The organism is Corynebacterium sp. L4757 (assembly GCF_043673995.1).
In the GTDB taxonomy this organism is placed as follows: domain Bacteria; phylum Actinomycetota; class Actinomycetes; order Mycobacteriales; family Mycobacteriaceae; genus Corynebacterium.
The window spans coordinates 107,655-130,838 of sequence record NZ_JBIMEN010000004.1 but is presented as its reverse complement, the minus strand read 5'-3'; the positions used below and the strand labels follow the sequence as shown (position 1 = coordinate 130,838).

Genomic DNA, 23,184 nt, shown 5'->3' with positions numbered 1-23,184 from the left:
AACAAGTCAATTAACCTTCGCCGAACCCAGGGACATTGTTAACCTTCAAAATGCCTTCAAGAAAACGCTTGAGGGAAGGAACATCTTCTTCCTTCAAATGATCAAAGACCAGTCGGCGGACGGATTCCACGTGGTCTGGCGCCGATGCTTCCATACGTCGCATACCCTCGTCTGTCATGGACACCATGACACCACGGGCATCACCCTCGCTCTTACACTTGCTTAGCAGACCGCGACGTTCCATGCGGGTGACCTGGTGAGACGTGCGTGAGCGGTCCCAACTTAAGATATTGCACAGCTCGCGCAGGCGCATCTCCTTATTGTCAGCATCCGACAACGTAGCCAAGACCGAGAATTCCGGCATGGTCAACTCTCCCCCGTATTGGAGCGTATTTTCCATGCCTCGGTCTAGCTTCCGTATCGCAGCAAGAATTAGCTGCCACAGCTCTTGCTCATCCTTTTCTAACCACCGCGGCTTGTCATTCATAGAAGTTAACTTACCCTAATTTCCTTCAAGACCACCATCCAGAATCACCCACAGCCCCTGTAAAAGGTGACGATCACCCCCAAGCGGAATGACGTTTCCCCCTGTTTGATAGGGACATCACCACCCCGTTTGAATCCCATCACGGGAGGCCTGCGGTGTAAGGGCTTCAGCCCTTACACCGCAGGCGTGGATTTGAGCTGATCAATATCCAACAAGTTACTTCCAGGCACGCGGTCATAACGCGAAGGTTCACACGTGAATACGAGAACCTGCGACTTTTCACCAATATCTGCAAAAAGCGTTGCCATGAGTTTGATACGGCCAGCATCAGTACTACCCAAAGCATCATCGACCACCACGGGAGCACCTTGCTCACCGTCTTTGGACAAGAGTTCCGCAATGGCAAACCTGGTCAAGATGGCCATCTGCTCACGTGCTCCCCCAGATAGATCCTTCAAGTTGACGGTCACGCCGTCCAGAGTGCGCTGTTCCACGACAAGGTCCTCATTGAGATGGAATTGCACATCACCATCAAAAACACGGCCTGCAAGCTCACCAAGTTGTTGTGCAAATGGCCCAGCATAGCGCTCACGCGCTTGGCTTTGGTGACGCAGTAACACCTCACGAAGATGCTTTACTGCGTGCGCACGCTGCTCAACGGATTCTAGAATATTACGCGCCGACTCATGTGCAGCAGCTGCCTTTTCTACGCGCTCCGCAGCACCTGCCTGCATACGAATCTGACCGGTTAATTCCAATTGGCTATTTTCCGCCAAACGTAATTGCTCACGTAGACGCTTCAGCCTTGTGTGGGCTCCTTCTGCGAGCTTTTCCGCAAGCTCTGGCTGAGCCTGCGCTAATTCAGCTTCTGCAAGCTTCGTTTTTGCATCAACATCTCCAAGTGCAGCTTGATGTTCCTCGTCCGCCTTCTCCAAAGACTCATCTGAATCCTCTTCACCGATGTTCGCTACTTGTTCCTCCAGCAGCTGCTGTTGCTTAAGGGCATGCTCATGGTCCGATTGCACTCGAATCAGGGCATTTCGCGCGGGGCGTTCTGCCCAAGGCTTGAGTTGTGCCTCAGTATTTTCAACTTCCCGGTTCGCTTCATCCGCAGCTTCTTCAGCTGCTTCAAGTTCCTCATGTGCCTGGGTAATCGCTGATTGTTGAGGTGCTTCTTTAACGGCAGTGCTTGCCGCTGCGCGGATTCGAAGCTGTTCTAATTCTTCCCCATCCAGCATGCGCCTTAACTCACGCTCAAATTGTTCACGTTCCTGTAGCAATGCGTTGAGAGCATCGCGCTTCTCCCGCACTTGCTTCACGTTCTCGCACGCAAGCTTTTCCAGAAATTCTGAAAGCTGCGTAGTGAGGTCCTCTATCGTAGCGTCGAGTTCCTCAGCAGAGTTAGTCCCGATACCAGGTTGATAGCGGGCCGTGACATCCCCAATCGTCAACGACAACCCCTCATGGAGTTCCACATTGACCTCAGAGTCCGAGACATTAACTTCTTCCCCATCAATGGTGATGGTTTGAGAAGTCGGTGAGTTCAATACCAATTTGGCGACGGCAACATCACGCAGGCGACGGTTGAGTTCGAGGTCTTGCTCTAGCTTTTCCACACGGGTGACATCAGCGTCGTTGACGTGAGGGCCAAACTTTTCGATAGCCGTGCGTACATCAGCAAGCTTGCCTGCCACTTCCTCCACCTGCGCAGCTTTAGTGCGAAGCTGAAACGCTTTTTGCTTCTGCTCCAAGTCATTGAGGTTAGCGCGCGCTTCCTTGGAGCGTGTTCGTGTTTCCTGCTGCTTGGTCTTTGCCAAACCGGCCAGTTCATTAAGCTTGTCTATCTCTGCTTTTTCAGCCAGCTCTTTATCTTTGGCCGCCTCCAAAGACTTGTCTAAATCAGCGACAGCACTAGTTGCCTGAGCAATATCAGCCCGTAGCTTTTGCCGCGTAGTCAGACGGTTCTGGGCAAGCTCCGCATCTCGCTGGGCCAATTCCCTGCTCTTGGCAAGCGCATCTACCTGTGCTTTGAGTCCTTCAATCGCAGTGAGCTTCTCATCCGCTTCAGCCGCCTCAACCTGAGCTTGTGGAATCTCTTTCTCAGCCCTTTCCTGCTCCAGCTGGGCCTGTTCATATCTTTGAACAAACTCCGTTAATGCGTTCAAAGCCGATTGAGCCTGGGTAAGTTCCGTTTCGGTTTCGTGAAAGCTACTGCGCGCGGCTTTGAGCTCATTGGTCTCATTGCCGGATTTTAGTGTGTAGTAACGCTCATAAGTTTTATCCACTTGCTTCATCAACGCGGTACTTTGCTCCGCATCATCACCAGATTCGCCTTCAGCGCCAGACTGATTACTGAGTACACCAGCGACGCTGGCGATACCAGCGGCTTTAATGCCTTCGTGCATGTCATCTTGACTCATAAATAATGCACTAAAGAGGTTCTTATCCAAGTGCTTACTCAAAATGTCTTGCAGCTGTGACTCAGCTTCTTCTCCCGTGTAAGGCTTCGAGTGAGGTGTAATAACCTCTAGCAGGGCGGACGCTTGTTTAATCCAATTTTTACTGATGCGGAGACGATAAGGGCCAACGCTAAACTCCATTTGGGCTTCGGGGCTGACATCAGCATTAGCTGTCTGCAGTGCCTTAACTGCGGCGGCCTTACTGTTGTACTTGAAATTAAACAGCGCTTCAATGGCCTTGAGAATGGTGGTCTTGCCGGCCTCATTGCGGCCGTGGATGACCGTTACTCCAGTCTCTGGAATGTCTGTGACTTCTAGGTTTTTGATTCCCCGGAAGTTCTTGAGCGAAATGGCATGAATTCGCATTTAGGACGCAGCCTTTCGGGTCAGGCGAAAAAGGAGATTCGCAGCATCGCGGGCAACGGCGTCAGGGTTTTGGCTCATATCTTCTAAAAGCTCATCCAATGCGCTTGCGGCAAATCCCGTCAGGCCAAGGTTCTCCAGCTCATCTGCCTCTGGCGCCAGGTGCAGATCCATCACACGAGGCCGTGGCTTTAACGAAGCAAAGACAGGTTCCAAATCCTCTATCGCAGCATCCAGTATGCGCTGGGTCTTGATATTGATGGTGCCACGCAGACCGTACTTGATCACCGTGCGATGTTTATCTGAATAGTCTTTGAGCTGCTGCACGAACCGCTGGATATCTTCTTCGCTGTTGATATCCGCCTCAATGGATTCAAATACCCACTGCCCAATTGGTTCTTTAACTACCTGCACGCTCGCGCGTGAAGTGCCTTCCTTCTCAATGCTCACTACCAATGCGTTGCCGGAATCAGCCTCACCGCCACCGCCGGGAAGATGCTTGAAGTCTGTGGTTTCTGGTGAACCCGAAAACCATACGGCACCCGTGGAGCCAAGCTCCATCGTTGAGTGGGTATCCCCTAATGCCAAATAGTCAATAGTTCCTTGCCGGATATTATCTTCAGCATTCGCTAAATCAATGGCATCACGCTTATCTGAATCACCCCAGCCATGGATTTGCCCATGGCCAATTGCCACCCGAATACTGTCCGTGGGTTCTAGCGGTTCAAGCATCGATTCCACTAAGTCATGCGTGGCAGCACGCGCCATCAGCGGTGCACCGACGATCTCCACGCCCTCAGACACTGCAATAGGCACAGAATCTGCAATAACGTGCACATTCGGTGTGTCTTCCTTATTCACGGCTTTAAAGAAGATGGAGTCTGCCACCAGCGGATCATGATTGCCGGGCAAGAGATATACCGGAACCGGCAGCTTAGACAACGCCTCCTTAGCACGCCCGGTGACTTGGCTGCTTAGAGAGTTGTGCTCAAATACGTCACCGGCGACCACAATAAATTCTGCGCCCGTGCGTGTAGCTAATTCTCCCAGGCGAGTAATGGACTCCTGCCGGGCGTCATCAAAGCGGGCTTGAGCTTCACCACCCAGAAACCATCGCTGCATTCCCAGCTGGAAGTCCGAGGTATGGATAAACGTCGTCTTTGTCATATCACCGTTCTATCATGTGCACCGGACAGCCGTGCTCAACAGCAGCGATGCTAGTTTTTGCTGGTCATAAAGTGGTATAGATCTTCCACATCGCTGACCGCGCGAAGCAAATCCACGTTGGTGTGCGAGACCGCGCGCATCGCTTTGCGCAATAGGTCTGGGTCGGAGTCATCTAATGCAGGCGCCACTTTTGGACGCGGCATATCTGGCAGGGCCCGCCCATTCCAATACAGCTCATTGCTTTGTGCCTTCGCCACGGCATCGGCGCTGTCCGAAACTAATGAGTCCGAGCCCTCCGGCATCGTCGCAGATGGTGCGCCGGCCTTATCATCTGGGGATTCCCCCGCAGATTCCTGCGCAACCTTATCGGCCGCCTCCATAACCATGGTCTGCAGCGATAAAATATTGATACCGCGGAGTGCAAAAAGCTGCAGCGGATCAGCATCAATGCGCATAGATAACCGGTCCGCAACCGCCACAATATGCTTACACACATGCCCGTGGTCAGGACACGTGCAATCAAAACGGATATCCTCACCGGTTGGTGCTAGCAGCAGGTCAAGCGCCTCACCCGTAAGTTCGCCGCGGATAGCGCTACTGATGGACCCGGCACTTCGTGCCAAAAGGCCAGTGAGCTTTTCGATGTCTTCTTTGTCCCGATAAGGCAGCTGCATCAGCACCGCAAAAGGCTGATTCTGCGAGCCTGCGACTTGTCCGTGAACAGCTCCATCACGAATGTCCAGATCCACAACGTGACCACTACGCGCGTATTGACGGCCGCGGGCTAGACGCCCAGAATCCGTCATGTTGGTGACAAGCTTCATCACGCGTTCCGCAGCGGGGTTAAAGATACTATCGCGTGGCGTATCCGACTTCACGCGCTCCGACCACACCGGCGACTGCCGCGCACGACTTCCCTGCCCGCGGTACTCCCTGGTCAGCTGTTGCGAAATATCGAGCTCGGAATTTTCATCCTGGCTTTCTTCAGAAGAGCGCTCATCGCTGTGCTGTGTCGGCGGTTCATTCTCCCTTGGAGAAAGCGACGTCTGGCGGGATGGATGCTCGTTTCCCGGCAGCGTTTCTTCAGCCGAGCTCACCTTGCGGCGCTTGCCGAAGTTCACATAGGTGACATTGTCTTCGTCGCCGCGGCCAGGAACGCCTTTCGCGCGTTCTTTGTCGCGGTCATCCGGGGTATCTCGAGGTGACATGTTGTTTTAGCTCTCCCTCTCCCGATAACTCATCAATTGCGCCAGCTGCTCTGGGTTAAGCTCAGTGATCCAACCTTCGCCTTCACCCACCACAGCACCAGCCAGTTGGGTCTTGCCGTCCAGAATATCCTGGATAGATTCTTCCAGCGTACCTGCAGTAATCATCTTATAGACCTGCACGTTCTTGCTTTGACCAATGCGGAAAGCACGGTCAGTAGCCTGGTTCTCCACCGCGGGGTTCCACCAGCGGTCCATGTGCACCACGACGTTTGCGGCAGTCAAGTTCAAACCAGTACCGCCGGCCTTCAGCGACAGAATCATCGCTGGTGCACCATCAGCAGCCTGGAAATCATTGACCATGGCATCACGACGATTCTTGGGCACACCACCGTGCAAGAAAGGAATCTTCGCTCCCAGCTGAGCTGAAAGATAAGGCTGCAAAATATCACCGAACGCCTTGTACTGGGTAAAGATCAGCACGCGCTCATCATGGGTGACCGCTGAGTCAAGAATCTCCATCAGCTTTTCCACCTTGCCCGAACGGTGACGCCCCTTCGAGGTCACCGGTGAGCCATCACCCAGATAGTGCGCCGGGTGATTACAGATCTGCTTAATACGAGTAAGCGACGACAGAACCAGCCCGCGCAGCGCCATGCCTTTAGGCGTATTTTCCATGCGCGTTTGAATATCATCCACCAGCGCCTTATACAGCGCAGCCTGCTCAGAGGTCATGGTGACCGTGAGAATCTCCTCAGACTTCTCAGGCAAATCATCAATGATGGAAGAATCGGTCTTCAAACGACGCAAGATGAACGGCGCGGTCAGCTTCCGCAGGCGCTCCGTCATATCTTCATCCTGATATTTCTCAATGGCCGACGCAAAGTGATTGCGGAAGAAAGACGCCGAGCCCAGCACACCGGGATTCACAAAATCCAGGATGGAACGCATCTCCGACAAGCGGTTTTCCACCGGCGTACCAGTAAGCGCTATCCGATGCCGCGATGGCAAACTCCGCACAGCCTTCGACGAACGCGTCGAAGAATTCTTAATTGCCTGCGCCTCATCCAGCACCACTCGGTCCCACGCAACATGTCCTAGGACCTTGAAATCACGAGAAATAGTGCCATAGCTGGTGACCACCAGATCATGGTCCGATGCCTGTTTAATAAGCTCTTCCTCGCGCGCACGATTGGAGCCATGGTGCACCATCACTTTGAGATCTGGCACAAACTTATGTGCCTCGCGCGCCCAGTTCCCCACCACCGACGTCGGTGCAATCACAATCGTCGGACCAGTAGATTCACCACGGTCCTTTTCAATTGCCAGCAGCGTGAGCAGCTGCAGGGTTTTGCCTAGGCCCATGTCATCGGCAAGCACTGCCCCGACATTGTTTCGTGACATCCAGTACAACCAATCCACGCCGCGACGCTGATAATCACGTAACTCCGCGTGCACGGTTGCCGGCAAATCGACCCGGGTCGGTGCAGGCGTCTCCATGCCACCCAGCATCGACGCATGCCACGAAGAACCAGTAAATTCGATGGGCTCCTGCGCCATCGCTTCTAGCGCAAGTTCGCGCAATTCCGACAAGGTGGCCACACCAAAGTCTTCATCGCCTTCGTCGACTTGCTCCTTGAATTCTTCCAGGCGACGCTCAACCTCAGCCAGCTTTTCTTCCCAGCCCGGCTCTTCCAAAATGCGCATACGCTCAGCTTCACGCGCTAAAGCATCCAGCTCTTTGCGCATTCGGGTCTTGGAATTTGCCGCCAGCTGGTCCATATACTCGGTGATTTTGCCCAGTGCGGAGCGGTCCGCCATCACCCACTCACCGCGCAGACGAATCAGCCCGGACTTGGATGTGACCAGCTGTTCCATCTCTTCGTCTGTCAGCTCTTTGTCACCGACAGATAACTTCCAGTCATACTGCACCAGCTGGTCCATGCCCAGTTTCTTCTGCAATGGTGAATCCGCAGCGATGTCTTTGGTCACCAGTTTGGCGCGTGCCGCCATGTGCGTCCACGCCTTCGGAAGCATGACTGTGTAGCCTGCCGCTTTGAGCGCCGCCGCATCCTCGCTGACAAATTCCACCAAAGCACTGGTATCGAGGTAGATATCCCAGTCACCGGCGCCTTCATCAAAATAGGCAGGCGTCTTGGTATGCCGCGGATCCACCCGCGGGCTAATCCCAATGGCGCGGCGGCGGGACTCTTTGAGCTTTTCTAGGCTGCTGCGGTCCAGGCGGCTTTCAATAATGGGGCGCGGTGAATCCGCACCTGAACGCACGCACACGCGCACCGGCCATAACGCCGAATCAGAACTTGGTGCCGCCTGCGGGGAGTCATCGACTTCCATCTCGGTCTCAAATGGTTCTTCAACAATAAAGACCAAACCCAGATCGACAGCGGTAATGGAGTCTTTCCACTCATTAAGTCCCCGCAGCAGCTGCGCACGCCCGCGTGTAATCGGCGTGGTCTGCAATAGCGCTTTGGCAAAGTCATGCCAAGGATAAGGCCGCGGTTGCTCCATTAAGTCGGACAGATGCGTATATGCAATCCAGTGCGTGAGGTCGTCAGCGAGGTCTTCAGATAAAGAACGGTTATTAATGGTCAGGATTCCTGGCGCCGCCGCCACCATCTCTGCTAGCCAGCCACGTTCCCCCAGCCCGGATGCCAGCTGCCACATGGGGAACCACTCACCCGATTGATAGCTGAGACGAATAGTCACGCGCCCCGCCTTCACAAAACGAGTGAGCCCGCGGTACGCACGAATAATCCACATCAAGTCCGGCGCTACCGCAGCACGCTGTTCAGCCGGAATCGCACTGGATTGCTCTTCATCATCCAGATACGCCAACTGCGCGAGCGCCTGGACGGCATCGGCAGGCCCAAAGCGCGCCATCGGCGCCATCAGCTCAACATTCTTACCCTTGGGGGTACGCAGGTAAACCCGGGAGCGTGTTCGAAACGATTTTTTCTCAAGCATCTTCTCAATCGTCGCCGGGAAAGTCCCCTCCGGCACCGACTGCGGCGTGATGATTTTATGCCCTTCTACCTGCTCAATCCATAAACTCAAGCCCGAAACGGGCAGCCAGAGTCCATGAATAAGGTAAGAAGCCATAAGGGCCAGTATAGAACACCTTCGCTGATTACTCAGCCTTAGTTTTCATCACCATAGTTAGCATTCGCGCCATTTCCCCCGCCCATCGCCATTTCCTTCTCCAAACATGGTTTAATTGTGTCACACCTCACTTTTAGCCGGGATGCAATCATTCTGAACTGAAATTTTTTCACTCACACAGGCGATCGTTACACCTTCGTTATAAGTCCAGTGCACTGTGTTATTTGATGCACATTAAGTTAATTATTACCTGTGAAATCACGGCTAATAAGTTGGGTAGAGCACATATGCTCGTTACAGTTGCTCTGTTCCACGAACCGCATTACGTGGTGACCTGCGAATATTACTTAATTTAATCAGTCACACTTTTACCAACCCTGTCTTAACGGTCTAAGGAGACCATTATGCAAACATCAACGTGGTACATCATTGCCATCGTTATCTATCTGCTTGCCATGGTTGCCATTGGCTTCTGGAGCTACAAGCAAACCTCCAAGTATGACGATTACGTTCTCGGCGGCCGCGGCCTCCACCCATTCGTCGCAGCCATGTCCGCCGGCGCCTCCGATATGTCCGGTTGGCTGCTGATGGGCCTTCCTGGCGCGCTCTTCCTCACCGGTATGTCAGAGCTCTGGATCGCCATCGGCCTTTTGGCCGGTGCGTGGGCAAACTGGAAGTGGGTCGCGCCTCGCCTGCGCTCCTACTCTGAAGTTGCTGGCAACTCCATTACGGTGCCGTCCTTCTTTGAAAATCGCTTGCGCGATCACTCCCGCGCCCTGCGCATTATCGCTGCAGTTATCATCATCTTCTTCTTTACTTTCTATGTATCTTCCGGCATGGTCGCTGGTGGCCGCTACTTCGAGTCCACCTTCGACGGTGATTACTTCACCGGCTTGCTGATTGTTTCTATAGTGACCGTGCTATACACATTGATCGGTGGCTTCCTCGCGGTGTCCTACACCGACGTGGTCCAGGGCCTGCTCATGTTTGCTGCCCTGCTGCTTGTTCCGATCATGGCACTGGTTGCTTTGGATAACCCAAGCGAAATTTTCTCCTTCGCTTCTGAAAATCCATACGGCACCACCGGCATCGAAAACCCGAACTATTTCAATATGGTCGCAGGTGTTTCTGCCACCGTTATTATTGGTAACCTGGCATGGTTCTTCGGCTACTTCGGCCAGCCGCACATCATCGTTCGCTTCATGGCAATGCGTAAGCCTTCCGATGCCAAAGCCGGCCGCTTCTACGGCATCTCCTGGATGTTCCTGTCCATTGTGGGCGCTGTCTTTGTCGCCATCATTGGTACGGTCTTCTTCACCGAGAGTGGCTACTCCATCACGGACCAAGACTCCTTCGAGACCATCTTCCTCGATATGGCTCAGGTGCTCTTCCACCCACTGATTGCGGGTCTGGTTCTTACTGCTGTTCTGGCAGCGATCATGTCCACCATGTCCTCCCAGCTGCTGATCGTTTCTTCCTCCCTCATTGAGGACCTGTGGAAGATGATCTCCAAGAAGGAGATAGGTGAAAAGACCCTTATCAACCTATCCCGTGGCGCAGTTCTGGCCATCGCTATCTTGGCTGGCGTACTCGCCATCAATCCTTCCGATTCCATCCTGGGTCTGGTTGGCTTCGCATGGGCCGGCTTCGGTTCATCCTTCGGCCCACTGGTTCTGCTGTCGCTGTACTGGAAGCGCCTCAACTCCACCGGCGCTATCGCCGGTATGGTCACCGGTGCTGTCGTCTCCCTGGCTTGGGGCATGATCCCAGCTACCTCCGCCCTCATCTACGAGATGGTTCCAGGCTTCTTCTCCGCTCTGATTGTCACTGTCGTTGTCTCCCTGATGACGAAGGAGCCTTCTGAAGAAGTCAAGGAAGAGTTCGACCGCGCAGCAAAGCTTGCAAGCATCGCTGCGAAGGACGAGAACATCGACTTCGAGGAAGCAGCCGATAAGGTTTAAATCCTTATTACCTTCCGCTTTCAGCCCTTCTGCTTCGGCAGGAGGGCTTTTGCATGCGCGGAAACTTGGGAACCTTGCGCCCCTCGACTGGGTCTAAGACTTTATGGCCAATCAGCCCTATCGCGTCACTGTTTTTAGCACGTCCACCACGCGTGCTCGACCGATCACGACCTCCGAAACTCCCGCGACCATTGAGGACGCGGCGGTGCTTGCGCGCAAAGCGGCCATCGTTAAGCGGATGCGCTCCAGCTTTCTTGGGATCTTAAGCATCACAACCATCATCTATGCCACGGCAAATGCTGTTCCTTATCTCAATCCCGTGCGCCAAGAAGGACTCGCGCCGCTCAGCGAAACCCTCCCGCGCGTAGTGGGCGTCGAAGACCGCACCAAGGTACCTGGCTATAACCGCGACGCATTCGGAAACTGGGCACCCGTCGCCGGTACCTGCACCACCCGCGACATGGTCATCTTTTCCCAATCCCCTAATGCTGCCGATTGCACCGAGAAAATGCCCACCGTCTTTGATCCCTACGCCCAAGAGGCCATCAACGCCGATGACATCGAAGTCGACCACATCTTTCCACTCTCCGCTGCCTGGGACCACGGCGCGCATGCGTGGGACTCCGCAACGTTGAGACAGTTTGCCAATGACCCACTCAATCTCGTGGCAACCTCGCGTGCAGAAAATCAAGATAAGTCAGATGCGCTCCCCAACGAATGGCTACCCCCTCATCCATCAGCACGCTGCTGGTATTCCGAACGGGTTGCGGCTGTTGCCACCGCATATGAACTCACACTTTCTGAAGAGACCATTGCCACCATGCACCGTCAATGTCAGTTGGGAATTCTATTCACTCGGTGACTAGGCTTGATGGTTGAGCGCGGCCAAAATGGGCGGCGTATATACAAAACAGAAAGGCAGCGAAGTTCCCCCATGACTTCACTACTAATCGCAATTCACGTTTTGGCTGCAGTGCTTTTGATGGGCCCAACCATGATTGCAGTCTCTTCCTACCAGGTCCAGATGCTCAAGGCTAAGGATGGCGATGCTAAGGCTCTTGGTGCAGCAAATTCTCTGCACCGCCTAACCGCACAATACGGTCCGCTGTCCGGCATTGTCCCAATCGCTGGTATTGCGGTGTTCTTGTCCAACATGGAAGCTTTCGGAACCCAGGGCCGCTTCCACTTCTCCATCCTGCTGTCCCTCATTGCCTGGGGCATCCTCATCGGACTCATCATCCCACGTCAGAAGAAGTCCATGAAGGCGCTAGAGAACGGCGATTCCACTGTTGACTTCCAGAAGGAAAAGAAGCAGCTGTCCATGTTCGGCGGCATCTTCAACCTTCTGTGGATCATCACCGCAATCTTGATGTTCATCTAACAACTGCTTTTCACTGCGCAAGCTCCCGCCGGACGTCCCCGTCCGAGTGGGAGCTTTTTGATCCCCGGGGTTCTCTAGGGTTCCGGCAGCTTCTGTTCCAATGAGCCCTTCGCGGCCACAATCACGCACCGCCTCCCGAGAACCAGGCTTTCCGTGAGCGCGAAGGGCGCACCCACCGAACAACACCAGCCGGCACCTGCCGATGAACCCTTCGCGGCCACAATCTCACACCACCTCCCGAGGAGCAGTCTTACCGTGAGCACGAAGGGCGCACCCACCGAACAACACCCGCCGGCACCAGCCGATGAACCCTTCGCGGCCACAATCTCACACCGCCTCCCGAGAACCAGACTTCCGGTGAGCGCGAAGGGCGCACCCACCCAACAACACCAGCCGGCACCAGCCGATGAACCCTTCGCGGCCACAATCACACGCCGCCTCCCGAGAACCAGACTTTCCGTGAGCGCGAAGGGCGCAGCAAGTGTGGCAGAGCATGCAGAACCACCCGACTGAGATACAAGACCGGGCAAATGATGGAAGAAAACTAAAAAAGCTTCCGCCCAACGAAATGCTGGAGGGAAGCTTCTTAAACTTTGAGGAGCGAGGAATTAGTCGCGCCAGCGGCCACGGCCGCCACGATCGCCACCACGTCCACCACGGTCACGGTCGCCGCCACGGAAATCGCGTCCGCCACGTCCGCCGCGACCACCACGGCCACCGCGGTCATCGAAATCGCGGTCGCGAGGTGGACGACCGGTGTCCTTCTTAATGTTGATCAGCTGACCGGAGATGCGAGTATCGCTCAAGCGGTCCAGGACGGATGGGTCCATCTTCTTCGGCAGGTCAACCAGGGTGTGGCCAACTGCGATGGTGATGCGACCGAAGTCCTTTGCTGACAGGCCACCTTCATTCGCGATGGCGCCAACGATGGCACCAGGGCGAACGTTCTGACGCTTACCAACGTCCAGACGGTAGGTCTCAAAGTCACCATCGGAACGGCGCTCGCCGCGTCCGCCGCGATCATCACGATCGAAACGGTCACGTCCACGTCCACCGCGGTCACGGTCACGTCCGCGTCCACCTCGATCATCGCGGTCAAAGCGGTCGCGCTCACGACGGTCACGCTTAGGAGCAGGCATATCCTTGACCAAGAACTCCTTGCCGCCCTGCAGCTTGACTGCGAGAGCTGCAGCAATGTCATCCATTGCTACGTTGTTGGTCTCAGAGTACTTGCGCAGCAGGCCGCGGAAGAGTTCCATCTGGCCATCGCCGAGGACCTCGGTGATTTGGGATGCGAACTTTTCCTTACGCTTCGCGTTGACTTCATCAACGGTCGGCAGTTCCATCTCTTCCAAACGCGCGTTGGTTACGCGCTCGATGGAACGCAGCATACGGCGCTCACGTGGGGTGACAAACAAAATCGCCTCACCAGTACGTCCTGCACGGCCGGTACGGCCAATGCGGTGGACATATGATTCGGTGTCATTTGGAATGTCGAAGTTAACCACGTGGGTGATGCGGTCAACGTCCAGGCCACGGGCAGCAACGTCGGTTGCCACCAGGATGTCCAAACGGCCATCCTTGAGCTGGTCAACGGTGCGTTCACGCTGGTTCTGCGCGATATCGCCGTTGATGGCAGCAGCGTTGTAGCCGGCATCGCGCAGCTTTTCAGCAACTTCTTCCGTCTCATGCTTGGTGCGACAGAATACGATCATTGCGTCGTAGTCAGTTACTTCCAAGATGCGAGTGAAGGCATCCAGCTTCGCGCGGTGTGGGGTCAGCAGGAAACGCTGCTTGATGTTGTCATTCGTGCGACGTTCAGTCTTGACCGTCACCTCAGCTGGGTTGTTGAGGTAGTTCTTGGACAGGCGACGGATACCGTTCGGCATGGTTGCCGAGAACAGTGCGACCTGCTTTTCTTCCGGAGTGTCAGCGAGGATTCGCTCAACATCTTCCTGGAAGCCCATGTTCAACATCTCATCTGCTTCGTCGAGGACCAGGAAACGCAACTGGGAAATATCCAGAGAGCCCTTTTCCAGGTGGTCAATGACACGACCTGGTGTACCCACGATGATCTGTGCGCCACGACGCAGGCCGGACAGCTGAATGCCGTAAGCCTGGCCGCCGTAAATTGGCAGCACTTCAATGCGTCCCAAGTGATCTGCAAATGACTGGAATGAATCTGCGACCTGCAGCGCGAGCTCACGAGTTGGAGCTAGCACCAATGCCTGCGGATGGCGGGCATTGATATCGATTTGGGACAAGACTGGCAGCGCGAATGCTGCGGTCTTACCGGTACCAGTTTGTGCGAGGCCGACTACGTCGCGCCCTTCCATCAAAATTGGGATGGTTTCGGACTGAATTGGTGAAGGGGTTGTGTATCCAACCTTGGCTACGGCATCCTGAACGTTGTCAGGAAGGCCCAAATTGGCGAACCCCTGGGGATTGTCGTTGGCTGAGTTCTTGTCCTCAGCGCCGGCGTCCTCAGAAGTATCCGCAGCCCCGGTGACCTGTGCAGTATCTACTGCGTCACCTTGCGTTTTATCCTGAGATTCCGACTGGCTAATATTATCTTCCGGCTCCATTGCGCCGCCGGTGGCGTTATCGGTAATGCTCATTGCTTTGTTCACCTTACGCTAGGTCAGAAGCTTTTACTATTAATTTTGAGCTTAAACCGTCAATGGTGTCCGCAAACACAGACTTTCACAAAAGTGCCCTCGCCTCACCGCCACAGCCGAACGATAGCACCGCGTCACACAAACTGCAGGTCACATGCCCTAAAAGCGAACATTAAGACTTTGTAATAATTAACTCATCGTAGTTTCACGCACGGGTTTCATACTAGGAATTGTCCAGCTGAAGAAGGCTTCAGCCGTGACAAACGCGCAAGGCAGTTGCTTTCCGATGCCGATGGCTTCTGCATCCTCACCCGACCAGCGGCAAATCCGCACGGTTGAGTACAAAAGCATGCTATTTTTTGACCATAACTTTTGAAAGAAGGTTTGCACCATGTCCGAGGCACCGAAGACCCCGAACACTTCCACCTTTGATTCCGGCGACGATGCCCAGCCATCGAAGGTTCGCCGCTATGCGCCACTGGCTGGCGTTGTGGCTTTGATGGGCACCATCGTTGTTGCTGGCACCGCACTAGCAAGCACCCGTACTGCACCGGAAATTGATCCTTCTGCAGTAACAGTGGAGGCTTCAGTCCCTGCAACCAGCTCTTCCCCTCAAGAAACCACGACGTCTTCGACCACCACCTCGCGTGCGCAGGATGACGATCGCGACGATCACGTGGAAGACAACGTTGATGACAGGGTGGATGACGACACAAACTACTCCACCCCTACTGAGCAGGGCACTAACCAAGCTCCTGCATACATCACCCCGCAGGTGCCGCTGACGTACCAGGAATGGGATGACGATGACGATTGGGATGATGACGATTGGGACGACGACTACGACGACTGGGATGACGATGATTGGGATGATGACTGGGACGACGACGATGATGGCTAGGAAGTAATCGCCGCCAACTATGACCAAGTTCTTTGTATCCCTGCGCTTTTCCATCATGGTGTGGATCATCGTGGTGGTCTTCGGGGCCCTGGCATCGATGATCTATTTCACCGATGCACTGCGCCGCGGAGATGTCCACGATCTAGCTAATGAAGCTGTAGAAAAGACCGCCATTGAAGTGGAAGCGCATTCGCGCATGCCCGGCGGACACGCATCCAGCGCTGAACTCATTGAAACGTATCTCTCCAGCGAGGTACCCGAAGCCAATGAGGTCCTGGTCGGTGTCATCGATGACCGCTTGGTCTTTCAGCAGCTGGGCTCGCTAACCCGTGCGGATGTAGATGCCCGTGCTTTTAGCCCCATGGTGAGATCCATTGTCATTGGTGAAGCAAACACCGGGATCACCGATGGCATTCATTGGGGCAAAATTACGGTCCCCAGCCACGAGGGCTTGGACTATGTTGTGGTGCTCATTTCCACCGAACAGGCTTATGCCGATTTGAACCGGCAGACCCTGATCTTCGCCGGGCTCGGCCTGATCAGTTTGGGCATGGCCGCTGCCATCGCGTGGGTCGTAGCGTCCCGTATTATCGCGCCTGTGGGTCAGGTAGCGCGTGCCGCGGAGCGCATTTCCCAGTCAAATCTCACTGCCCGCGTGCCGGTTCACGGCAAGGACGAAGTCGCGCAGCTAGCGCGCGCATTTAACCGCATGATGGATCGAATTGATGAAGCTTATCGTGCCCAGCGTCAATTCATTGATGACGCAGGCCATGAGCTGCGCACCCCTATTACTATTGTGCGCGGCAACCTCGAGCTATTAGATACAGCCAGCCCGGCCGAGCGCGAGCGTTCCATCGAGCTGTGTGTGTCGGAGCTCGACCGCATGACGCGCATGGTCAATGACTTATTGACGCTCGCGGTGGCGGAATCGGCTGATTCTGATTTCATTAGCGTTGACACCGTGGACCTGTCGCAGCTGACCATTGACATCGATGACAAGGCTGAAACATTGACCAATGGCCGATCGGAAGTCGTTGGCATCGGGGAAGGCGAAGTGGTCTGTGATTCCGCGCGCATTACTGAGGCCGTGCTCGAACTGGTGCGCAATGCCACCAAATACAGCCCGGAAGGTTCACCGATTCATATCGCCAGCAGCATCGATGAACACAAGGCCCGCTTTGAAGTCACAGACTTTGGCCCAGGTGTCGCTGTGGATAAGCAGGAGTCGCTTTTCCAGCGCTTTCACCGAGGCTCACTCGATGACCACGAAGTTAAGACCAAAGGTGCCGGCTTGGGCCTGTCCATTGTCCAAGCTATTGCGCAGGCCCACGGCGGTGACGCCTTCGTTGAATCCACCCCGGGTAAAGGCGCGACCTTTGGCATGGAAATCCCTCTCAACCCCCTCACTTAAGGCATGATGACATGATGAGCCGCATCCTGATTGTTGAAGATGACCGCGATATCGCAAGCTTTATTAAGCGTGGTTTAGAAGCAGAAGGCTACGCCTGCGACATCGCTGATAATGGCGCGCTGGCCTTAGGCCTTGCGCAGTCCAATACGTATCAACTGGTCATTTTGGATCTCTCGCTACCGCTTCTCGATGGCACCGATGTCCTCACCAAGCTGCGCTCCACCGGCATCGATGTCCCAGTGATTGTGTTAACCGCGCGCACCGCGCTCAAAGACCGGGTCCGCGCACTCGAGGGTGGCGCGAATGACTATATGCCCAAGCCTTTCCAATTCGCAGAGCTGCTCGCCCGCGTTCGCTTACGCCTGCAGGATTCCACCACTACGTCCGAAGAAGCCGAAGGCGGTGGTACTGCGCAGAAGGAATATGGCACGCTCACCTTCGAGGATCTCGTGCTGGATTTGCGCCAGCACCGCGTTCAGGTCGGCGATAAGTGGAAAGATCTCTCCCGCCGCGAGCTCGGCCTGCTAGAGACCTTCATGCGCCACCCACGCATGGTTTTATCCCGCGCACAGTTGCTCAGCCAGGTTTGGGGCCTCGACTTCGATCCAGGTTCCAATGTGGTCGATGTCTACATCGCAACGCTGCGCAAAAAGATCGGCGCCCAGCACCTCGAAACCGTTCGTGGTGCCGGCTACCGACTCATCTAGCCGAAGACCTTCTCCCCTGCTCGCCAGGTTTGATAAGTCACGGGCATTCCTGGGCGATACGCCAAATCAATCGCATTGGCAGTATCCAGTACGTGCAGATCACACGCCGCACCCACGATGAGCTGGCCTTTGGCAGGCCGGCCCATTGCATCCAACCCGGATGCTGTGTTGTCGGACGCTTGAGCATCGGCAAGCACTGCCTGCCGACGTAGCGCCTTGGCGCCGCCCAAGGTAGCTGCCTCGATGGCTTCGTCTAAAGACATGTACTGCTGGAGCACCGCGGTGGTCACGCAGTAATTCATAGACGAGGTGTAACTGGTGCCCGGGTTGAGGTTGGATGCGATGGCGACGGTTGCCCCGGCATCGATGAGGCGGCGGGCCTCTACGAGTGGCTGGCGCGTGGACAAATCGCACGCAGGAAGCATGGTGGCAACCGTATCGGAGCCGGCGAGTGCTGCCACATCAGCATCAGTGAGGTAATTGACGTGGTCCACGGAGGCGGCGCCGAGCTCGACGGCGAGTTGGACTCCGGGGCCATCGCCAAGCTGATTGCCATGCACACGCAGCCCAAGTCCTGCCTTCTTACCGGCCTCAAGCACCCGGCGCGACTGAGATTCGTTGAACGCACCCTTTTCACAGAAGACGTCTATCCAGCTTACGTGGGGTGCGACCTGCTCGAGCATGGGACCTACGACTTCATCGACGTATGCTTCGGCATCGGCACCTGGGGGCACGAGGTGGGCGCCGAGGAAGGTCACTTCATCGACGTGGCGAGCTGCGACTTGGGCGGCTTCCAGCTCTGATTCGGTGTTGAGCCCATAGCCGGTCTTGGTTTCAAAGGTAGTGGTGCCACCAGCGTAACCGGCCTGGATGCGCGTCTGAAGCAGCTGCTCAAGGCGCTGGGCGCCGGCGGAGCGGGTTGCTTCCATGGTCACGGCGATGCCACCGGCGGCATAGTCCGCTCCGGCCATGCGGGCTTCGAATTCTTCGGCGCGGTTGCCGTCGAAAATCATGTGGGTGTGTGAATCCACCCAGCCCGGCAGCACAGCGCGCCCGCCGAGATCGATGACTGCAGCCTCCTGATATTTGGTGGGCACGTCCGCAGCTTTGCCGACCCATGCGATACGCCCTGCGTCTTCGACCAACGCCGCGTCATTAATCGTGCCGGCGTCTGCGACGGTGCGTAATTCAGAGATGTTGGTAAATAGCTTCATGAATTAGTTCTCTCGGGACTTGAATGCCATCGGGATGCGGACGCCGCGTTCATCGGCGACTTCTTTCGCGCGATTGTAGCCGGCATCGACATGGCGGATAACGCCCATGCCGGGGTCATTGGTCAGCACGGCGCGCAGTTTAGCAGCGGCAAGGTCGGTGCCATCGGCAACAGAAACCTGGCCTGCGTGGATGGAGCGGCCCATGCCCACGCCGCCGCCGTGGTGGATAGATACCCAAGTCGCGCCGGAAGATACGGCGGTCATAGCATTCAGCAGCGGCCAGTCAGCAACGGCATCGGTGCCGTCGAGCATGGCTTCGGTCTCGCGATAAGGAGAGGCCACCGAGCCAGAGTCCAGGTGGTCGCGGCCAATCACGATCGGCGCGGAGACCTTGCCTTCGCGTACGAGGTCATTAAATAGTAGGCCGGCCTTGTGGCGTTCGTTGTAGCCCAGCCAGCAGATGCGTGCTGGCAGGCCTTCGTATTCGACGTATTCTTGGGCGGCATCAAGCCAGTTGTGCAGGTGCTCATTGTCCGGGAAGAGCTTCTTGAGCGCGGCATCGGTCACCTTGATGTCCTCTGGGTCACCGGAAAGCGCAGCCCAGCGGAAAGGTCCCAAGCCTTCGCAGAAGAGTGGGCGGATATAGGCCGGCACGAAGCCTGGGAATTCGAAGGCACGTGTATAGCCTGCGTGGCGGGCTTCATCGCGGATGGAGTTGCCGTAGTCAAAGACTTCAGCACCGGCATCTTGGAATTCCGCCATCGCTTGGACCTGCGCGGCCATGGACTCGCGGGCCTTCTTGGTAAAGGTCGCCGGGTCGGCCTTGGCTTCATCGTGCCAGTCTTCAACGGAAATCTCGGTTGGTAGGTAGCTGAGTGGATCATGCGCGGACGTTTGATCGGTGACGATATCCACGGTGAATTCGCCGGCCTTGTGACGGCGGAGAATTTCGGGGAAGATTTCAGCCGCGTTGCCGACTAGGCCGACAGAGAGAGCGCGCTTGTCTTCCTTCGCCGCCAGCACAAGCTTGAGAGCTTCATCGATATCTGTGGTTACTTCATCCAGGTAGCGCTTAGCTTGCCGACGCACCAGGCGGGTTTCATCCACGTCCACGATCAGCACCGCACCGCCATTGAGCGTGACAGCCAGTGGCTGGGCACCGCCCATGCCGCCGCAGCCGCCAGTCAAAGTGAAAGTGCCGGCTAGGGTGTCACCGAAACGCTTGCGAGCAATGGCCGCGAAGGTTTCATAGGTGCCCTGCAGGATGCCCTGGGTTGCGATGTAGATCCAGGAACCAGCGGTCATCTGGCCATACATCATCAAGTCTTCATCTTCGAGCGCTCGGAAGTGCTCCCAATTGGCCCAGTCACCAACGAGGTTGGAATTAGCCAGCAGCACGCGTGGTGCCCATTCATTGGTCTTCCACACACCAACTGGTTTTCCGGATTGCACCAGTAGGGTTTCATCCGCTTCCAGATCTTTCAGCGTCTCCACAATGGCATCGAAGGCCTCCCAGTTACGGGCGGCTTTGCCGGTGCCGCCATAGACCACAAGGTCTTCAGGACGTTCGGCGACCTCTGGGTCGAGGTTATTCATCAGCATGCGCAATGGCGCTTCGGTCTGCCAGCTCTTAGCGTGAAGCTCGGTACCGCGGGGGCTGCGGATTTCGCGTGGTTGGGACATCAGTTTGCCTTCCGTCGAAGAAATATTGCCCGCGCTTTTAAGGGTCCGATTTCTCGGGGCTGTCACCCTTAATTGCGCTGTAATTCCAATCTAAGCCTTCACACTTCTGTGCACTAGACCACTTGAGCCCGGGGTGTCTGAAATACGAGACGCTGACGAGCTTAGTGAAGCGGGCCGATTTCGGTCTCGACAGCCTCGATCACCGCACCGGATTTGACCAGTTGGACGGCTTCTTCGAGCTCGGGAGCAAGGAAGCGGTCTGTGCCAGGGCCAGGCACGGTGTTTCGGATTGCCGCGATGGCGGCAGCGGTGCCAGGTGCTGGCCGCGCGCCGGAGGCCGCGATCCGCTGGCTGGTGGCTCGCGCAGCGGTGAGAATCTCGATGGCGAGAACACGCTGGAGTCCATCGACAGACTTGCGCAATTTGCGCCCCGCGGCCCAACCCATGGACACGTGGTCTTCTTGCATGGCAGAAGAAGGAATCGAGTCTGCCGATGCCGGATTCGCCAGGCGCTTCATTTCTGAGACAATTCCAGCTTGGGTGTATTGAGCAATCATGTGGCCGGAGTCGACGCCGGGGTCATCGGCAAGAAATGCATTTAAGCCCCGGTTGCGCGCGGTATCCAGGAAGCGGTCGGAGCGACGCTCGGAAATGGATGCCAGGTCAGCGGCAACTACCGCCAGGAAGTCGAGCGCATAAGCTACCGGGGCGCCGTGGAAATTGCCATTCGAGGTCACACGACCATCCAGGGCAACAACTGGATTATCCACCGCTGAGGCTAGCTCTCTGTCCGCCACCAACGCGGTGTGTTCCAGCGTGTCGCGGAAACCGCCCGCGACCTGCGGCGCGCAGCGCACCGAATAGGCATCTTGCACCTGGGTCTTTTTAAAATCTTCAAAAGCCGCCGCCAAGATGTCCGAGCCTTCAGCGATGGTGCGGATATTGCGTGCCGATGCCGCCTGCCCCGGGTGTGGGCGCAATTGCTGCAGGTCATCGGCAAAGACAGCCAGCGTTCCCAGAAGCCCCTCCACCGTCATGGCGGCGGCGATATCAGCGATCTTGGCTGCATCGCGCAAGTCAGCAATGGCCAAGCACAGCATGCCCAGCATGCCATCGGTGCCATTAATCAACCCCAAGCCTTCCTTCTCCCGCAGCACCAACGGTTCAATTTCGGCTGCGGCCAGCGCATCAGCAGCATCCTGGATTTTGCCACCATCAACGCGAACTGGACCTTCACCAATCAGCGCCAGTGCGCAATGCGCCAGCGGCGCCAGGTCGCCGGAACAGCCCAAAGAGCCATATTCGTGCACGACTGGGTGAATCTTTGCATTCAACGCTGCCGCATAGGTTTCTGCCACGACCGGGCGCACACCGGTACGACCAGTACACAGGGTGGATAGCCGCAATAACATGAGAGCGCGAATGACTTCCTGCTCCACCTCCGGGCCCGAACCGGCCGCATGCGAACGCACCAAACTCAGCTGCAACTGCGCGCGCATATCCTCAGGAATATGCCGGCGCGCAAGTGCGCCAAAACCGGTGGAGATGCCATAGACCGGAGTGGGATCTTGCGCGAGCTCCTCAATGTGATCCCGAGTGGCAGCTATTTCTGCCACAGACTCCGCCGATATCTCAACCTGCGCGCCATAGCGCGCAACCGCAACGACTTCTGCAATGCTCAGCGCACCGATTCCCACGGTGACTTTCGAGGGATAGGAATTAGACATCTACGCTCTCCTTTTATCTGAAGTTAATTGAGAATCAACCTACTAAAGGATGCAAGTGTGCCACAGGTCATTTATGCCCTATCTGTCTCAGATACCAGCCTAATTGGATGCTTGCAGCTGCTTCTTGATGCCATCTTCTGCCCTTTTTAATGCTGCATGCAAGGCTTCTAAAGTTTGAGCTTCATCTTTTAAGGAGGCGGCGGTAACGAAGGCGCGGGCTTCATCGGCAAGCAATGCAACTTCATCCTGAGCAAAGATTTCTTTCACCCCGACCAGCTTGTAATACCTAGAACGCGCCCACAAGGTCCGGATAAAATCCATCAGAGTCTGGTTGCCTGCGCGCTCAAATACACAGGTCAACATACCTTCTTCTGCGTCGAGAAAGCGGGCTGGGTCATGGGCTTTGAGTGCATCCTCAATATTTTCTAGCTGCGCCGAAAGCTCCGCAACGCACTGCGCATCCACATGCGCCACACCGCGGACAATCGCTTCAGATTCCAAAACCTTACGCAGCGAATAAATCTCCAAAAGCTCCTCCAACGTAAAGGACTTCACCACCGCGCCCTTATACGGCAGGGTTTCTACCAGCCCAAACTCTTCCAAGCGGTTGAGTGCTTCGCGCACCGGCATCATGGATGTACCCAAGCTCTCAGCCAGCTCACGCACCTGCAAGCGCTGCCCGGCGTCCAATTCGCCCGACATGATCGCCTGATAGAGCGCCTCAAATGCGCGATCGCTGACGCGGGTATTGCTATTTAGCTTCGGTAGACTCATCTTTCC

Annotated in this window: 16 protein-coding genes; 6 read left to right on the top strand and 10 right to left on the bottom strand. The window is 55.8% G+C overall.

The window, feature by feature from the left end; all coding sequences use genetic code 11:
- Window positions 1-10: 10 nt before the first annotated feature.
- The 5 genes from ACG98I_RS06745 to ACG98I_RS06725 form a co-directional block, all read right to left on the bottom strand.
- On the bottom strand, window positions 11-487 hold the full coding sequence (locus ACG98I_RS06745; RefSeq protein ID WP_394719431.1) for a MarR family winged helix-turn-helix transcriptional regulator: 477 nt from the start codon (window positions 485-487) through the stop codon (window positions 11-13).
- A 173-nt stretch (window positions 488-660) separates the two neighbouring features.
- The gene (locus tag ACG98I_RS06740; RefSeq protein ID WP_394719432.1) at window positions 661-3,312 is read right to left on the bottom strand and encodes an AAA family ATPase; all 2,652 of its coding nucleotides are present in this window, start codon (window positions 3,310-3,312) and stop codon (window positions 661-663) included.
- Window positions 3,313-4,476: an exonuclease SbcCD subunit D gene (locus ACG98I_RS06735; protein WP_394719433.1), complete on the bottom strand. Its 1,164-nt coding sequence runs from the start codon at window positions 4,474-4,476 to the stop codon at window positions 3,313-3,315.
- Window positions 4,477-4,526: 50 nt separating this feature from the next.
- Window positions 4,527-5,684: an SWIM zinc finger family protein gene (locus ACG98I_RS06730; protein ID WP_394719434.1), complete on the bottom strand. Its 1,158-nt coding sequence runs from the start codon at window positions 5,682-5,684 to the stop codon at window positions 4,527-4,529.
- A 6-nt stretch (window positions 5,685-5,690) separates the two neighbouring features.
- A complete protein-coding gene (locus ACG98I_RS06725) occupies window positions 5,691-8,801 on the bottom strand; it encodes a DEAD/DEAH box helicase (RefSeq protein ID WP_394719436.1) in 3,111 nt (1,036 codons plus the stop codon).
- Between the two features lie 404 nt (window positions 8,802-9,205).
- Here ACG98I_RS06725 and putP point away from each other — a divergent pair, with 404 nt between their 5' ends.
- The 3 genes from putP to ACG98I_RS06710 all read left to right on the top strand — a co-directional run bounded on the left by putP (window position 9,206) and on the right by ACG98I_RS06710 (window position 12,143).
- Window positions 9,206-10,762 carry a sodium/proline symporter PutP gene (gene putP, locus ACG98I_RS06720; protein WP_394719437.1) on the top strand — a complete coding sequence of 519 codons (1,557 nt, stop codon included), beginning with the start codon at window positions 9,206-9,208 and terminating at the stop codon, window positions 10,760-10,762.
- Between the two features lie 103 nt (window positions 10,763-10,865).
- On the top strand, window positions 10,866-11,624 hold the full coding sequence (locus tag ACG98I_RS06715) for a DUF1524 domain-containing protein (RefSeq protein ID WP_394719439.1): 759 nt from the start codon (window positions 10,866-10,868) through the stop codon (window positions 11,622-11,624).
- Between the two features lie 72 nt (window positions 11,625-11,696).
- Complete coding sequence (locus tag ACG98I_RS06710) at window positions 11,697-12,143, top strand: DUF2269 domain-containing protein (protein ID WP_394719441.1); 447 nt, start codon at window positions 11,697-11,699, stop codon at window positions 12,141-12,143.
- Between the two features lie 608 nt (window positions 12,144-12,751).
- On the opposite strand, the gene ACG98I_RS06705 is transcribed toward ACG98I_RS06710, so the two are convergent.
- Complete coding sequence (locus ACG98I_RS06705; protein ID WP_394719442.1) at window positions 12,752-14,761, bottom strand: DEAD/DEAH box helicase; 2,010 nt, start codon at window positions 14,759-14,761, stop codon at window positions 12,752-12,754.
- A gap of 391 nt (window positions 14,762-15,152) precedes the next feature.
- On the opposite strand from ACG98I_RS06705, the gene ACG98I_RS06700 reads away from it, so the two are divergent.
- Genes ACG98I_RS06700 through ACG98I_RS06690 form a run of 3 tightly spaced genes read left to right on the top strand, consistent with a single transcriptional unit; the run spans window position 15,153 to window position 17,780 of the window.
- Window positions 15,153-15,662: a hypothetical protein gene (locus ACG98I_RS06700; protein ID WP_394719444.1), complete on the top strand. Its 510-nt coding sequence runs from the start codon at window positions 15,153-15,155 to the stop codon at window positions 15,660-15,662.
- 19 nt (window positions 15,663-15,681) lie between these two features.
- Complete coding sequence (locus ACG98I_RS06695; RefSeq protein ID WP_394719445.1) at window positions 15,682-17,073, top strand: sensor histidine kinase; 1,392 nt, start codon at window positions 15,682-15,684, stop codon at window positions 17,071-17,073.
- Between the two features lie 14 nt (window positions 17,074-17,087).
- A complete protein-coding gene (locus ACG98I_RS06690) occupies window positions 17,088-17,780 on the top strand; it encodes a response regulator transcription factor (protein ID WP_394719473.1) in 693 nt (230 codons plus the stop codon).
- Here the strand turns inward: ACG98I_RS06690 and hutI are convergent.
- From hutI to ACG98I_RS06670, 4 genes are all read right to left on the bottom strand, one after another.
- The gene (gene hutI / locus ACG98I_RS06685) at window positions 17,777-18,994 is read right to left on the bottom strand and encodes an imidazolonepropionase (protein WP_394719446.1); all 1,218 of its coding nucleotides are present in this window, start codon (window positions 18,992-18,994) and stop codon (window positions 17,777-17,779) included. The genes ACG98I_RS06690 and hutI overlap by 4 nt on opposite strands.
- A gap of 3 nt (window positions 18,995-18,997) precedes the next feature.
- Window positions 18,998-20,677 (bottom strand): urocanate hydratase, encoded by a 1,680-nt coding sequence (locus tag ACG98I_RS06680; RefSeq protein WP_394719448.1) that lies wholly within the window; start codon window positions 20,675-20,677, stop codon window positions 18,998-19,000.
- Window positions 20,678-20,838: 161 nt separating this feature from the next.
- Entirely contained in the window at window positions 20,839-22,404 is a 1,566-nt protein-coding gene (gene hutH, locus ACG98I_RS06675) for a histidine ammonia-lyase (RefSeq protein ID WP_394719449.1), read from the bottom strand.
- Between the two features lie 99 nt (window positions 22,405-22,503).
- A complete protein-coding gene (locus tag ACG98I_RS06670) occupies window positions 22,504-23,178 on the bottom strand; it encodes a GntR family transcriptional regulator (RefSeq protein ID WP_394719451.1) in 675 nt (224 codons plus the stop codon).
- Window positions 23,179-23,184 lie beyond the last annotated feature (6 nt).